Origin of the sequence: Clostridium sp. AM46-21, assembly GCF_003480025.1 — a bacterium.
In the GTDB taxonomy this organism is placed as follows: Bacteria; Bacillota; Clostridia; order Lachnospirales; family Lachnospiraceae; genus Coprococcus; species Coprococcus ammoniilyticus.
This window is the reverse complement of sequence record NZ_QUIB01000018.1, coordinates 57,078-72,186: the sequence shown is the minus strand read 5'-3', so window position 1 is coordinate 72,186 and position 15,109 is coordinate 57,078. Positions and strand designations below refer to the sequence as shown.

At 42.3% G+C, this 15,109-nt stretch carries 11 protein-coding genes; 1 reads left to right on the top strand and 10 read right to left on the bottom strand.

All coding sequences use genetic code 11. The features are described from left to right. The 6 genes from DW959_RS12120 to DW959_RS12095 all read right to left on the bottom strand — a co-directional run. On the bottom strand, positions 1-1,929 hold a 1,929-nt coding region (locus DW959_RS12120), incomplete at its 3' end, for an NAD(+) synthase (protein ID WP_118484260.1). 332 nt (positions 1,930-2,261) lie between these two features. Beyond that, on the bottom strand, positions 2,262-3,461 hold the full coding sequence (gene hydF / locus DW959_RS12115; protein ID WP_117807293.1) for a [FeFe] hydrogenase H-cluster maturation GTPase HydF: 1,200 nt from the start codon (positions 3,459-3,461) through the stop codon (positions 2,262-2,264). 105 nt (positions 3,462-3,566) lie between these two features. Next, positions 3,567-4,988, bottom strand: coding sequence for a [FeFe] hydrogenase H-cluster radical SAM maturase HydG (gene hydG / locus DW959_RS12110; protein ID WP_117807292.1), 1,422 nt, complete (start codon positions 4,986-4,988; stop codon positions 3,567-3,569). A 263-nt stretch (positions 4,989-5,251) separates the two neighbouring features. Beyond that, positions 5,252-6,034, bottom strand: coding sequence for a ZIP family metal transporter (locus DW959_RS12105; RefSeq protein ID WP_118616289.1), 783 nt, complete (start codon positions 6,032-6,034; stop codon positions 5,252-5,254). 285 nt (positions 6,035-6,319) lie between these two features. Then, complete coding sequence (locus tag DW959_RS12100) at positions 6,320-7,717, bottom strand: sodium-dependent transporter (RefSeq protein WP_118616287.1); 1,398 nt, start codon at positions 7,715-7,717, stop codon at positions 6,320-6,322. A gap of 190 nt (positions 7,718-7,907) precedes the next feature. Further along, entirely contained in the window at positions 7,908-9,290 is a 1,383-nt protein-coding gene (locus DW959_RS12095; protein WP_173783328.1) for an MATE family efflux transporter, read from the bottom strand. A 417-nt stretch (positions 9,291-9,707) separates the two neighbouring features. On the opposite strand from DW959_RS12095, the gene DW959_RS12090 reads away from it, so the two are divergent. After that, positions 9,708-11,405, top strand: coding sequence for a polysaccharide deacetylase family protein (locus tag DW959_RS12090; RefSeq protein ID WP_173783327.1), 1,698 nt, complete (start codon positions 9,708-9,710; stop codon positions 11,403-11,405). A gap of 362 nt (positions 11,406-11,767) precedes the next feature. Here DW959_RS12090 and DW959_RS12085 read toward each other — a convergent pair whose 3' ends face one another. The 4 genes from DW959_RS12085 to DW959_RS12070 form a co-directional block, all read right to left on the bottom strand. Continuing rightward, positions 11,768-12,640 carry a phosphoribosylaminoimidazolesuccinocarboxamide synthase gene (locus DW959_RS12085; RefSeq protein WP_021944088.1) on the bottom strand — a complete coding sequence of 291 codons (873 nt, stop codon included), beginning with the start codon at positions 12,638-12,640 and terminating at the stop codon, positions 11,768-11,770. Between the two features lie 105 nt (positions 12,641-12,745). Continuing rightward, on the bottom strand, positions 12,746-13,663 hold the full coding sequence (locus tag DW959_RS12080; RefSeq protein ID WP_117822008.1) for a SufD family Fe-S cluster assembly protein: 918 nt from the start codon (positions 13,661-13,663) through the stop codon (positions 12,746-12,748). Positions 13,664-13,681: 18 nt separating this feature from the next. After that, a complete protein-coding gene (locus DW959_RS12075; protein ID WP_117785816.1) occupies positions 13,682-14,407 on the bottom strand; it encodes an ATP-binding cassette domain-containing protein in 726 nt (241 codons plus the stop codon). Positions 14,408-14,635: 228 nt separating this feature from the next. Beyond that, positions 14,636-15,016 carry a hypothetical protein gene (locus DW959_RS12070; RefSeq protein WP_008401935.1) on the bottom strand — a complete coding sequence of 127 codons (381 nt, stop codon included), beginning with the start codon at positions 15,014-15,016 and terminating at the stop codon, positions 14,636-14,638. Positions 15,017-15,109 lie beyond the last annotated feature (93 nt).

The window sequence follows — 15,109 nt, the reverse complement described above, 5'->3', positions numbered from 1 at the left end:
ATCCCCTCTTGGGCTTACCGATACCGTACCGACCTTTACGCCATCCGGCATACAGTTACGTTTAAACTGCTGACGGAAAAATCTGGTATAGAATACCTTCTGCCATTTCTTTATCTCTTCATCTGTAAATGTATATGCTTCTATTTCCCCATCTTCCGAAGCTTCTACACTCTGTCTTACCGCTTCTTTACAAAGGTCATAGACATCTTCCGGCTCCATACCATAACGCAGTGTGTAATACAAGAAGAAATCATGCAGGATATAGGATCCAACAGTATCCTCTGTCTTCTGCGCGATCGTTCCATCCGCATTCGGCGGAAGCAGTTCAGGGCTTACCGGCGTATCAATGATATCCTCTATCACGTCTTTAATTCCCGGAAATCCATTTCGATCCATATCATGTCCAACTTCATCTACCAGAGTCCGAACCAGAGTCTTCGGGATGCTGGTATTCACCGCATACATGCTCATGTGGTCTCCGTTATAGGTACACCATCCAAGTGCAAGTTCTGACAAATCACCGGTTCCGATCACAAATCCGCCCTCTTTATTGGCTACATCCATCAAGATCTGTGTCCGCTCTCTCGCCTGACAGTTCTCATATGTAATATCATGTACTGTTTCATCCTGCCCGATATCTGCAAAATGCTGACGGACAGAATCTACGATGCTGATTTCCCGGATGTCACATCCAAGCAGTTCCATAAGCGTTGTTGAATTGCTTTTTGTGCGTTTCGTCGTTCCAAATCCCGGCATCGTGATACCAGTTACTGTCTCCGGTGGCAGTCCGAGATTCTTTACTGCCTGTGCAGATACCAGAAGTGCCAGCGTAGAATCCAGTCCACCGGATACGCCAACAACGATACATGACGCATGTGTGGCTTCGATTCTTCTTTGCAGGCCTGCAACCTGCATTGCAAAGATCGACCGGCATCGTTCCAGTCTGTTCTTTGATGGAACAAATGGTGTCATGGAAACCTTTGCGCATACTTCTTTTTTCTCTGCAAATACCTTCTCGCAGTTTACTGTCATGTATTCTCCGGCTTCAAAATTCCGTTTACACTCCGCAAAGGATTTATTTGCCAGACGATCATGGCGGATCTTTGTCATATTAAAATCACGGATCAGGATACCATCTTCAAATGGCTTGATCTCGCCTAATAATTTTCCGTTTTCATACATCAGATTATGTCCGGAAAATACCATATCCGAGGTTGATTCATAGGCTCCGGCTGATGTATAGACATATCCACAGATACAGGAGGATGACATACTTCCTGTCAGTGTTCTTCTGTACTGTTCCTTTCCGATCACTTCATTGGATGCCGACAGATTGAGCAGGATCTCTGCTCCCTGAAGTGTCAGCAGTCTTCCCGGTGCGATCGGTGTCCAGAGATCCTCGCAGATCTCCATGCCAAATGTAACATGCTCCTCCTGCTGATTCGGATCCGTCATCTCGATCAGGATGGAATTGCCAAATAAAGTTTCCGATCCATCTGCCAGTTCAACTGTCCGGTTCTCTACACATCTTCCACTAAACCACCGTTTCTCATAAAACTCTCCGTAATTCGGCAGGTAGATCTTCGGAACGAGTGCGAGCACCATTCCGTTCCATAAAAAAGCTCCACAGTTAAATAATTCTCCGTCTACTTCATATGGCACACCGACAACAAGTGCTGCGCCCTTTTTGCCATATTCTGCTGTCATTTCCGCCAATTGTAACAGTCCTTCTTCTGCCCTGTCGATCAGATGACGGTTCACAAACAGATCCCCGCAGGTGTATCCGGTCAGTGACAGTTCCGGCGTCACAATAACGTCTACCTGTTCTGCATAGGTTCTATAAACTGTTTCAAGCTCCTTACAGTTCTTTGTTACATTACCAAGATGTACTCTTGGTGATACGGACGCGATTCTTACTAAATGTTTCATCATCGTTCTCCTGAATTATCTGTATATTTTCGTATCATTTGTTCTTTGATATCCGGCATCATCTGTTTACCGGCTTATAGCCTAATTTCCCTATTTTCCGGGAATAATAGGCGTTTCATTATCTCCGGTTATAACGTCTCCACTCGTACAAATGATATCCTCTGTTTCAAATTCTACAATATTCATCTGTGGCGTTTCGTATTTCTTCATAAACTTTGCCTCCTGATTTTGTTTTATATTATATATTATATTACTTACTTTCTGTAGCATTTGTTGTTACCTTTTCCTAAAGCCCATTAATATGATCAGTGACTTCTGTCTTTTCCGGCTTTTTAGACAGGTATTACAACCTTATCTAATATCCCGGTCAGATACGCGATCACCACACCATAATTGGTCATCGGGATCTGTTGCTCCTTTGCATGATCGATCCTTGACATAATATATTTGCGGTTAAACATACAGCCCCCACACTGTATGACAAGATCATACCCCTGCAGATCATCCGGGAAATCCGTTCCACTGACTATATCGATCGTCATATTTTCTCCATACCGTTTCCGCAGCATCTTAGGAATCTTTTCCCGTCCGATATCTTCTTTTAACGGTGCATGTGTACAGCACTCTGCAATCAGCACATGGGATTCCCCATTCAGCTTTCCTATCGCATTTGCTCCCTCTATATAATATTCGATATCTCCCTTATGTGCGGCAAATAACACAGAAAAGGAAGTCAACATAGATTTCTTAGGCTTATGCTCATAGACATAGGCAAATACCTGTGAATCCGTTATGATCAGCTTCGGTGCCTCTGTCAGATGGGATAAGGCTTCCACATACTGATCTGTCGTCACGCTCATAACAAGGCATTTTTTATCTAACAATTCTCTCAGTGTCTGCACCTGTGGCAGGATCAGTCTGCCCTTCGGTGCCTGAATATCCTGCGGCATAACAAGCATGACCAGATCTCCCTTTGTTACCAGCTCTCTAAGGATCGAAGAAGCACCATATTGCTCCGGCAGGTTCCGTACAAGCTCTTTTCTTACCTGATCCATACCGTCTCCAGTCGCGGCACTGATAACAATCGCACGCTGTCCTGTCTGTTGATACAACGTTTCATTTATCTTTTCTGTATCATTCCGGATATCTGCCTTACCGATCACCCATATGACAGGTGTCTTCTTTTCCTTAAACTGTTCATACCAGTGAAGTTCCTCGTCCATGTCAGTATCTACAAGCAGAATGATCGCTATATCTGTTTTCTCGGCTGCAAGCCTTGTCTTTTCCAAGCGTTCCTCCCCAAGCTCTGTCGCATCGTCAAAGCCCGCTGTATCGATCAGGGTACAAGGGCCAAGCGGATAAACTTCCATTGCTTTGTACACAGGATCAGTGGTTGTCCCTGCAACATTCGCTACGATTGATATATTCTGACCGGAAAATCGGTTGATAAAAGAAGATTTTCCGCTGTTTGTCTTTCCAAATACTCCGATATGAAGTCGATTGCCCGATGGTGTCTCATTTAACCCTGCCATGTGCTGCCCTCCCTGTTGTTATACGCTGTCTGCTTCAGCATTTATCTGCGATCTCTGTTATCTGCAATCCATTCATCTGTTAAGATCGCTTCTTCCTATCATCTGTTAGAACCGGAAGTCTCTCTGTCCTTCTGCAATATCATGTATATGATCTGCCGTGATCTGTCTGACCTTCTCATTCGGGATCCGGGCAAGCTCACGTTCGATCAGCTCCAGACCGATCTGCTTCGTCTCAGGGCTTGCATAATCTTCCAGATATTCCTTCAGCGTCATAAGAGCATTTGGATGACAGCAGTTTAAGATCTGCATACTCTTACAGAGTGCCATAAACCGGTCTCCAGTTCTTCCTGCTCTGTAACATGCTGTACAGAAGCTTGGTATATAATCCATCTTCATCAGCCAGTTCACAACCTGATCCAGCGTTCTGGTATCGCTGACATCGAACTGAGCCGATGTGATATCTTCTGATGTCTCCGGGATATCATATCCACCTACACTTGTTCTCGAACCTCCACTGATCTGTGAAACACCAAGTGGCAACACTTTCTCACGAACTGCCTGACTCTCTCTGGTTGATATGATCATTCCCGTATATGGTACTGCAATACGGATCAGTGCGCAGATCTTTGCAAATGTATCGTCACTGATTCCGTTATCGAATACATCCGGGTCGATATCATCTGCACGTTTGATCCTCGGAACACTGATCGTATGCGGGCCTACCCCATGAACCGCTTCCAGATGCTCTGCATGCATCAGTAACCCTGCAAATTCATACCGGTACATTTCCAATCCGAACAGTACACCAAGTCCTACATCATCGATACCACCTTCCATGGCACGATCCATGGCTTCGGTGTGGTAATCGTAATCATGCTTCGGACCTGTCGGATGTAATTTCAAATAGCTTTCCTTATGATAAGTCTCCTGAAACAGGATATAGGTTCCGATGCCTGCATCCTTTAACTTCGTATAATTCTCAACTGTTGTCGCTGCTATATTGACATTGACACGGCGGATTGCACCGTTCTTATGTTTGATACTGTAGATTGTATTAATACATTCCAGAATATATTCGATTGGATTATTCACAGGATCTTCACCGGCTTCGATCGCCAGACGCTTGTGTCCCATATCCTGAAGTGCGGTAACCTCTCTTACGATATCCTCCTGTGTCAGCTTCTTTCTTGCAATATGTTTATTCTTGCTGTGATATGGACAATAGACACATCCATTCACACAATAATTAGACAGATACAGCGGCGCAAATAACACGATACGATTTCCGTAATAATCTTCCTTGATCTCCCTTGCCAGATCATACATCTCCCGGATCTTATCCGGCATCTCACAGGCCAGCAGCACAGACGCTTCTCTGTGCGTCAAGCCCTTTTTTAATCTGGCTTTTGCAAGGATCTCATTAACCATCTGTACGTTATCTTTATTCGCATCGGCATATGCCAATGTCTCTCTGATCTCTTCATCTGAAATAAATTCTTCTGCTTTTAATGATTTTACATCATACACTTGTATCTGCCTCTTTTCTTCTGCTATATAATTCTTCCTGTATAATCATCCGGTCTGCCTCGCGCGTTCTATAAAATCAATATATCTGTGAGCAGACCTTTGTTATGCTTCAAGCTATACTTAATAACAGTATAGTGGAACACTCCGAAAATATCAACTGCCATAAAAATGCAGTTATATAGTTATATAAATCATAAAAATGCAGCATATAGTTATCCTTTTACAATAACCATAACCTGCATTTTCACGTTCTGACTGTTCTATTATCCAAGTGCTACATCAAGCACCATCATCATTGAAAATCCTACCGCAAACATGATCGTACCAAGATTCGCATGTTCGCCCTCTGCCATCTCCGGTATCAATTCCTCAACTACAACATATAGCATAGCTCCTGCCGCAAATCCCAGAAAATACGGAAGCACCGGTACCATGATCGAAGAAAGTGCGATCGTAATCAGCGCTGCGATCGGCTCTACGATACCGGAAAAGAATCCATAGCCAAATGCTTTCGTTTTACTGCATCCTTCCGAGCAAAGCGGCATTGACACGATCGCTCCCTCCGGAAGATTCTGGATCGCAATACCGATGGATAATGCAAGTGCTGCTGCCAACGTAATGTTCGTGCTGCCACTGATCCATCCGGCATAAACAACACCGACTGCCATTCCTTCTGGAATATTATGTATGATAATTGCAAATACCATCATAGTCGTACGTTTGAAATTGCTTTTGACCCCCTCTGCTTCCTTACTGTCAATATGTAAATGTGGCATCAGAGTATCGATCAGTAATAAAAATATAATTCCCAGCCAGAAACCGATAGTTGCCGGAAGAAATGCCAGCTTCCCCATTGCTTCCGACTGCTCCATCGCCGGAATCAGCAGGCTCCAGATAGATGCAGCCACCATAACGCCCGCCGCAAATCCGGACAATGCTTTCTGCAATAACAAATTCATCTGTTTCTTCATAAAAAATACACAGGCTGCTCCTGCCGTCGTTCCAAGAAGCGGCAGTCCCAGACCAACAATTAAACTTAATATCATATATATTCACGCTCCATAAATTATTTCCATTTATTATATGAATCATCTCTCCTCTGTTTCCTTATTATAGCGGAATACTGTTAATTATGCCATGACCTGTTTTTTTCTTATCTGTATTTTTCTATCATTTGAGGTCTGTCTGCCACAGATTCTTCAATATATTTCATATTACAAAACCGACCGTCGATGCAAGATTTAATATCCGGCTTCCGACGATCGGTCTATATTAGATAATATTCATTTGAAAACTTAATATTGCTGACAAATTATTTATATTTTACAGCTTTAAATAAATGTCAATAAACCTATCGACTTTAAGAACAGGATAAACAACAGGATCGGTGTTATGAATTTCACCATAACCACATACATACCTTTTCTGCTGAATTTTTCTCCGTTCTTCTGCACTTCTTCGATAACCGTCTGCGGTTTGGAGATCCATCCGACCAGGATACAGGTTCCGATTGCTACGATCGGCATCATAATGTTATTACTGATGTAATCCATGATATCAAGGATCTGTGCGATCGATCCGTTTGGAAGCTTTACTTCAAAGTACAGCTTGTTATATCCAAGACATACGATCGTTCCAACAATGATCGCGACAATCAACTCAATAATACCGGCCTTTGCTCTGCTTGTATGGAATTCATCCATGATACTTGCCACGATTGCTTCCATGACAGACACTGCACTGGTAAATGCCGCAAATAATACCATTGCGAAGAACAGACAACCGATCACATTTCCCACCTTACCCATCTGGGCAAATACTTTCGGAAGTGATACGAACATCAAACTTGGACCCTGTGCCATTCCCTCTGTTCCTGAGAATACATATACAGCAGGAATGATCATAACGCCTGCAAGAAATGCTACAACCGTATCAAAAATCTCAATCTGTCCAACTGATTTATTCAGAGCTGCATCATCTTTTACATAAGAACCGTAAGCGATCATAATACCCATGGCAACAGACAGACTGAAGAATAACTGTCCCATTGCATCCAATAATACCGTAAAGAAGCTTTTCACAGTAAGTCCGTCCAGATTCGGAATCAGATATAATTTCAAACCTTCTACACCGGTTCTGACAATTCCATCATCTCCGGTCTTTTTGATCGTTATGGAGAAGATCGCGATTCCTATAACCAGAAGGATCAGCAACGGCATGATGATCTTGGAAAAAGATTCAATTCCTTTATTAACACCACGAAATACGATAAATGCCGTAACAGCAAGAAATATCAACATCAAAATGACCGGTTCGATATCTGATGTAATAAAACCTGTAAAATAACCGTCCTGCGCTGCCTCTGTACCCTTACCGGTTAAAAATGCGAGGAAGTATTTGACAACCCAGCCACCTATCGTTATGTAATATGGGAAAATAATAACCGGAACCAGACTTGCAATGATTCCAAGGAATCCCCATTTCTTATTCAGCTTCTTATAAGCGGTAAGCGGACTCTGCTTGGTCTTCCGACCGATTGATACTTCTGTCACCAAAAGTGTATATCCAAATGTCAGTGCAAGGATCAGGTATATGACCAGGAACAGTCCACCGCCATCCTTTGCTGCAAGATATGGAAAACGCCAGATATTTCCAAGTCCTACTGCGCTTCCCGCGGCCGCAAGGACAAATCCAAGCGAGCCTGAAAAAGTATTACGTTTCTTTTCCATATTTTGTTTACCCCTGTCTGTATATCACAGACTCTTTCTAATTTATTTGTTATCCTCTTAGATTCTATGGAAGCTTCTCCAAATTCTCTCATAGAACAAACACCTTTTTAATATAGCATACCAAACAATCTTCTGTCATCTGAAAAATTCTACTTTTTTTACGAACTTACTCATATTGTACCGCATACGGTCAGATTACCTTTTTGCCGATCCATCTGCCGCTTAGGTACCGCCGGATGAACAGCACGCCACGTACGAACTGATCCATGATCATAGCGACCCAGACACCAAATACACCCATACCCATATATTTGCCGAGCACATAACTGAACACGATACGGCAGATCCACATCGTACAGATGGATACGATCATGCTATACTTAACATCACCGGCTGCACGGAATGTACATGGAAGCGTAAATGCTACCGGCCAGATCGTAGATGCCGCGATACCATGAAGCATCAGGATCTTCTCGGCAGCAGACTGCGCTTCGTAAGATAGTCCATACGCTTTCATGACCAGAGGAAGAACCGCAAATGTAAACAATACCGTAACTATGATACACATATATGCCATGACCAGAACTTTGATCGTATAATATTTTGCCTGCTCGTAATCTCCTGCTCCCACGCATCTTGATACTACTGTGACCATGGCAAGGGAAGCCGCCATACCAGCCATCAACTGGAATCCGGCAATCACATTACCGACTGCATTTGCAGCGATCGCATATGTGCCAAATGTTGAGACCAGGCTGAGCACAAGGATCTTACCAAGCTGGAACATACTGTTTTCCAGTCCGTTTGGAATACCTACCAACAGAATGCTTTTCAACATATGCCAGTTCGCCCGATAATGCAGACTTTTCTTTATATAAATACGTGTACTGTCCTGCTTCGCCTGTGCACTTTTCTTCGGGATCAGCAATATGATCATGATAACCGCTGCTGCCAGTCTGGAAACCAGAGTAGGAATCGCAACGCCTTCCGTTCCGCATTTGCATACATAGATCAAAATGGCATTTCCCACTACATTGATCCCGTTCATGATCAGAGATACCCGCATGGATATATTGGAATTACCGATGGAACGGAAAATAGCCGCACCGGCATTATAAAGTGCCAGAAACGGAATCGATGCATTTACGATCATCATATAAGTATCTGCATGACCATATACGTCTGCTTCGATCTGACCAAACACATGATTTAGGATCAGTCCCTTGCCCGCATACATTAGCGCCATGACTCCGAGCGACAGGATCATCGAAAACCACACAAGCTGGGTAGCTGCCTCTCCCGCCTTTTCTTTATTCTTCTGTCCGAGATATTGTCCGACAGTAACCGCACCCCCGGTCGCAAGTGCCGCAAACAGATTGATGATCAGCTGGAAACAGCTGTCCACCAGTGATACACCGGATACTGCTGCTTCTCCTACAGAAGATACCATGATCGAATCTGCAAGTCCGACCAACATCGCAAGCATCTGTTCAATGATCAATGGCACATACAGAGCGACCAGATCTTTATTTGAAAATAAATATGTACTTGTATTCCGTTTCCTTCTATGCATAACCATACGCTTCCTGCTTTCATTTTCTATCTGCACTGTAATTTCATTTGCATGTGTATTTCCGTCCTTTCATTTCTGTCTGTCATGTTCCGGACGCAACACACCAATACTGCATTATACTCATCCCAGAATTTACTTGCAAGCCATATCCTTTTCCATCGTGCTCTTTTCTCTTTCATCCGTCTTTTTTATTATTTAAGTACTGCCTTGTTACAAATTTCTACGCCAGATTCTGAAAAATATACTTTTCTGTAGATATCCTGTTACTGTTTTATTTGAAAATTATTACAAAAAAATGTTATGCACTTATTACCGATTGTTAAGATAATTTTGGGTAGCCTGGCTGATTTTTTTATGCTAGTATGGGTTGTATTCATAGAAAAATACGATTACAGCAACAGGAAGGAGAACATATCTATGAAAAGAAAAATTTTACTGATTTTTGCCGCTCTGATCCTGATCCCGACACTCCTGAGTGCCGGATTTACCAGTCAGGCAGCCGGGAAAAAACAATCATCCGGTTTTGTCAAAGAAAAGAACGGAACCCATTATTACTATAAAAATGGGAAGCAGGCGAAAGGCCGGGTAACAATCAACGGGCACACCTACATTTTTAACAGTAAGGGTGTCATGCAGAAAAAAGGCTGGTATACGACCAAAAGGGGAAATACCTATTATCTCCGGAAAAATGGTACAGCCGTGAAGGGCAAACAGGCGATCAAAGGTAAGACTTATATTTTTTCCAAAATCGGACGTATGCGAAAAGGCATGTACAAAAGTCCTTATACCGGAAAAAAATATTACCTAAATCCAAAGACAGGTGTATTACTTACCAATTCCTGGTTTACAACAAAAAAAGGAAATAAAATGTACTTCGGTTCCAGCGGTGCTGCCTACACCGGAAAGCATACGATTGGAAAACATACCTATCTGTTCTCAGACAAAGGTGCCATGAAAAAAGGCTTCCAGAAATTAAACGGGCATACCTATTATTTCCGTAAAAAAGGCGGGGCTATGGCAACCGGATTTCTCAGAATAAAAGGGAACATGTATTATTTCAACCAGAATGGTATCATGCAGACCGGTTTTCAGACCTTAAACAATAAAACATTCTACTTCAAAGAAAATGGTTGTATGTTAACCGGCTTCCAGAAATTAAACGGTCATACCTATTATTTTACCAAACGGGGTGTCATGGCAAAAGGATTTAAAAAACTGAATGGCCAAACTTATTACTTCCATGATAATGGAACTATGGCTGTCGGTGTCCAGAAAGTTGGCAGCAGCAATTATTATTTTAAGGCAAACGGAACTATGGCAACCGGCTTCCAGAAGATAAATGGCAAAACCTATTATTACAAAGAAAACGGAACTCAGGCTCATGGTATGCAGACGATTGGAAAAGACAGATATTATTTTAAAGCTGATGGTACGTTACTGACCGGCAGAGTTAAGATCGGCAACTACCTGTATGTCGCAAATGACAAGGGTGTTATCTACAGAACGGTAGATGGAAATAAGAAAATGGTTGCCTTGACCTTCGATGATGGTCCTTCCCCATACACACCACTGGTATTGGACACACTGGAAAAATATAATGCAGTTGCAACCTTTTTTGTTGTTGGGAACCGCTGCTCCACATACAGTTCTTACCTGAAACGGGAATATGCACTCGGCTGTGAGATCGGTACACATACCTATGATCACGCATGGTTAAACAGATTATCTGCAGACGGAGTCAAAGAAGAGATCAAAAAGGGATCAGATGCGATCATCCGTGAGATCGGAGTTGCTCCTACTCTGATGCGTCCGCCTGGTGGCTGCGTCAATGATACTGTACGTGAGAATGTAGGTCTTCCAATGATCATGTGGTCTGTGGATACCAGAGACTGGGAAACCAGAAGCACTCCTACTACGATCACACGAGTTGTGGATGGTGCTTATGACGGAGCGATCATTCTGATACATGACCTTCACCAGTCAACCGCTATTGCCTCACAGACATTCATTCCGAAGCTGATTGAAAATGGTTATCAGCTTGTAACTGTCAGCGAAATGGCTGAGCTTCGTGGTGTAACAATGGAAGCCGGGCAGTCCTATAATTCATTCAGATAATACACAGGAATCTTGTCCTGAAACAGGCTCCCACACATATTTCCGCTTTACAGAATGGGATTTCTTATAATGAGAATCTCCCTGACAACGCAAAAAATAAGATGGAATCTTACTACCCCATTGTAATAAGATTCCATCTTTTTATTATAATCACCATAAAACCCCTGGTAATTTTTTATCTGTTGTATTTCTTATGAGCTGACTATAGCATGCCATTTTTCAAGCGTCAACCCATAATTGTCAGATTTTACAGACATTTTGTTGAATATTCAGAAAATTAATTTAGGCGGTATAAATACAATCCTGCGTACCTATACCGCCTAATAAAATTAAGTACTATTCTATTATTTTTCTATTACTTATTACTTTAAAGGCTTGCCTGTGAGAAGCTCATATGCCTGAAGATATTTGTCAATTGTTTTCTGAACAATCTCGTCAGGAAGCTCCCAGTTGTTATCCGGATTTGCCTTTAACCAGTCACGGGCAAACTGCTTATCAAAGGATGGCTGACCATGACCCGGTTCATATCCTTCCGCAGGCCAGAAACGGGAGCTGTCCGGTGTGAGCATCTCATCACCGAGAACGATATTGCCATTCTCATCCAGACCAAACTCGAACTTGGTATCTGCTATGATGATACCTCTTGATAATGCATATTCTGCACACTTCTTATATAAAGCGATCGTATAGTCACGAAGCTTTGCGCCATATTCTTCGCCCTTGCCAGGAAATCTCTTTTCCAGATATTCAACACTCTGCTCGTATGAGATATTCTCATCATGATCTCCGATCTCTGCCTTTGTGGAAGGTGTGTAGATTGGTTCCGGAAGCTTATCGGATTCTTTTAATCCTTCCGGAAGCTTGATACCACATACTGTACCGTTTTCTTTGTAGCTTGCCCAGCCACTTCCTGTGATATAACCACGAACGATACACTCAACAGGGAGCATTTCCAGTTTCTTGCACATCATACTGTTTCCGTCAAATTTCTCCTGCTGGAAAAATTCAGGCATATCCTTTACGTCAACCGAGATCATATGGTTTGGAAGAATATCTTCTGTCATATCAAACCAGAATTTGGACATCTGTGTCAGGACTGTACCCTTCTTTGTAACGATGTTCTTTAAAATGACATCAAAACAACTGATACGGTCTGTTGCTACCATGATAAGGCTGTCACCATTATCATAAATCTCACGTACTTTACCCTCTTTAATCGGTTTCATTTCCTGCATTTTTGATACCTCGCTATGATTTTATGATTTGTATTTTTTACTCTTACAAACTATCACTATCTACCTTTAATGTCAAATAGGTTATATGATTTATTGTAAACGCTTTTATTTTAAAAATCCATTGATGATCTGCTCTTCCGCTTCTGCCTCTGTCAGCCCAAGTGTCATCAGCTTGATCAGCTGCTCGCCTGCAATCTTGCCGATCGCTGCTTCATGGATCAGGTTTGCATCAATGTTATTTGCCGTCAGCTTCGGACTTGCTGATACGCTTGCGCTATCCATAATGATCGCATCACATTCACTGTGACCCTTACATTCATTATTGCCATTGATCGTGGAGAAAAATTCCTGTCTGGACTGATCTCTTGCAACGGATCTGGATACTACATTTGCACTGCAGCCTTTTCCATTCAAATCCACAACAAAATCAGTCTTTGCATACTGTTTGCCATGTGTCATGATCTTCTCCCTGATCTCTAATGATGCGTTATCCTTCAGATCACCGCCGGTCTTTCTGACAGTCGAATCAATTCCCTTGATCTGAGTCGTCTCCATCTCCATCGAGGCCCCTTCTTCCAAGTGCACGATGGTTTCCGGATTCATGATATTCTCGCCATTTCCATCTCCCTCACCATAGTGTCGTTCGATGTATTTTACTTTTGCATTTTTACCAATATAAAAAGTATGGATGCCGTCATGCTTGGAGGTGTCCACACCACAGTTATGGATACCACATCCGGCTACGATCGTAACATCGCAGTCCTCTCCGATATAGAAATCATTGTATACCATATCCTGCAGACCGCTCTTACTCAAAAGAACCGGAATATGCACACTCTCATTTTTTGTTCCCGGTTTAATGATGATATCGATTCCCGGCTTATCCTCTTTTGTTACAATATCTATATTTGCAGTTGTATTTCTGCTGTCAAGCTGTCCGTTGACACGAATGTTATATGCGCCCTCCGGTACATCATGAAGTCCTGCTACCTGCTGCAATAAACTCTTCTGAATTAAATCCATGTTCTGTTACCTCACAACTTATTTCTGTTTTTCTTCCAGCACCTTGCAAGTGGCTGATTCACCAGTCAGTCTTGGCATGATCACATCTCTGCTTCCGATTGCATCAACATGACCATTTGCGATCACAACGATCTTATCTGCTATATTAAGGATCCGCTCCTGATGGGAAATGATCAGGATCGTTCCGTTGATCTCTTCACGCATCTTTTCAAATACCTTGATCAGACTGTTGAAGCTCCACAGGTCGATGCCTGCCTCCGGCTCATCAAATAATGACAGCTTCGTACCTCTTGCAATGATCATGGCGATCTCAATACGTTTTAACTCACCACCGGAAAGACTTGCATTTACTTCACGGTTCACATAATCTCTTGCACATAAACCAACTTCGGAAAGGATCTCGCAGATCTGTGAAACATTCAGTGTTTTGCCGGATGCTATAGATACCAGATCTTTTACAGTCAGCCCTTTAAAATGAACCGGCTGCTGAAATGCATAGCTGATTCCTTTCTTTGCACGTTCTGTTATATTCAGCTCTGAAATATCTTCTCCATCTAAAAGAATCTGTCCGGTTGTTGGCTTGATAATTCCGGCTATGATCTTCGCAAGTGTTGATTTACCGCCACCGTTAGGTCCGGTAATTGCTACGAAATGTTCGTTTACTGTAAGGTTAATGTCTTTTAATATTGCTTTCTCTTTTCCATCCTCATTTACAATATATGAGATGTTTTTTAACTCTAACATAGTTCCTCCATCGCTGTTTGTATTTTTTAAACACACTGTTTTATAGTATATCCTAAAATCCCCTATATTCCAATATTCTTTTAGTATTTTTTCCGGTTTCCGGCGGAAGTATGCGTGGTTTTTCTTCCTATAATCAAAAATAAGTCCATCCGGTTGTGTGGGGGGGGATGACTATATTCCCACACACACAACCGGATGGACTTATTTTTTATAGACGTTTTATATAAATTAAGAATTTCTCTTCTTTGTTAATACGCCTGCGATTATGAATATAACGCCGAATGCTACGGAGATAACGCCCCAGATTACTAAATCAGCATAGGAACCTGCACATATAAGGCCGATCAGACCACCGACTATGTAGAAGCCTGCACTTGTGAATGCACCGCCTGCTCCGGTTGACTTTCTGGTTACAATTCCAACAATTCCTGCAACAAGGAAACAAACTGCAAGTAATACACCTGCAGAGCCTCCGGATTCCCCGTTTTCTTCCAGTGCATTTGATAATCCTGCCGCACAGGACTGAAATGTTACTAAGACTGATAACACGATCGTTATGATCCCTGCTACGAGTCTGAATGTTGATAAAGGTTGCTTTGTCTTTTCCATAATAAATTCTCTCCTCTTTCTGCTGTTATAAGTGTTCTTGCTATTATATTAAAATCCCCCTGTATCAGTCATCATTCAGGGTATTTTGATATA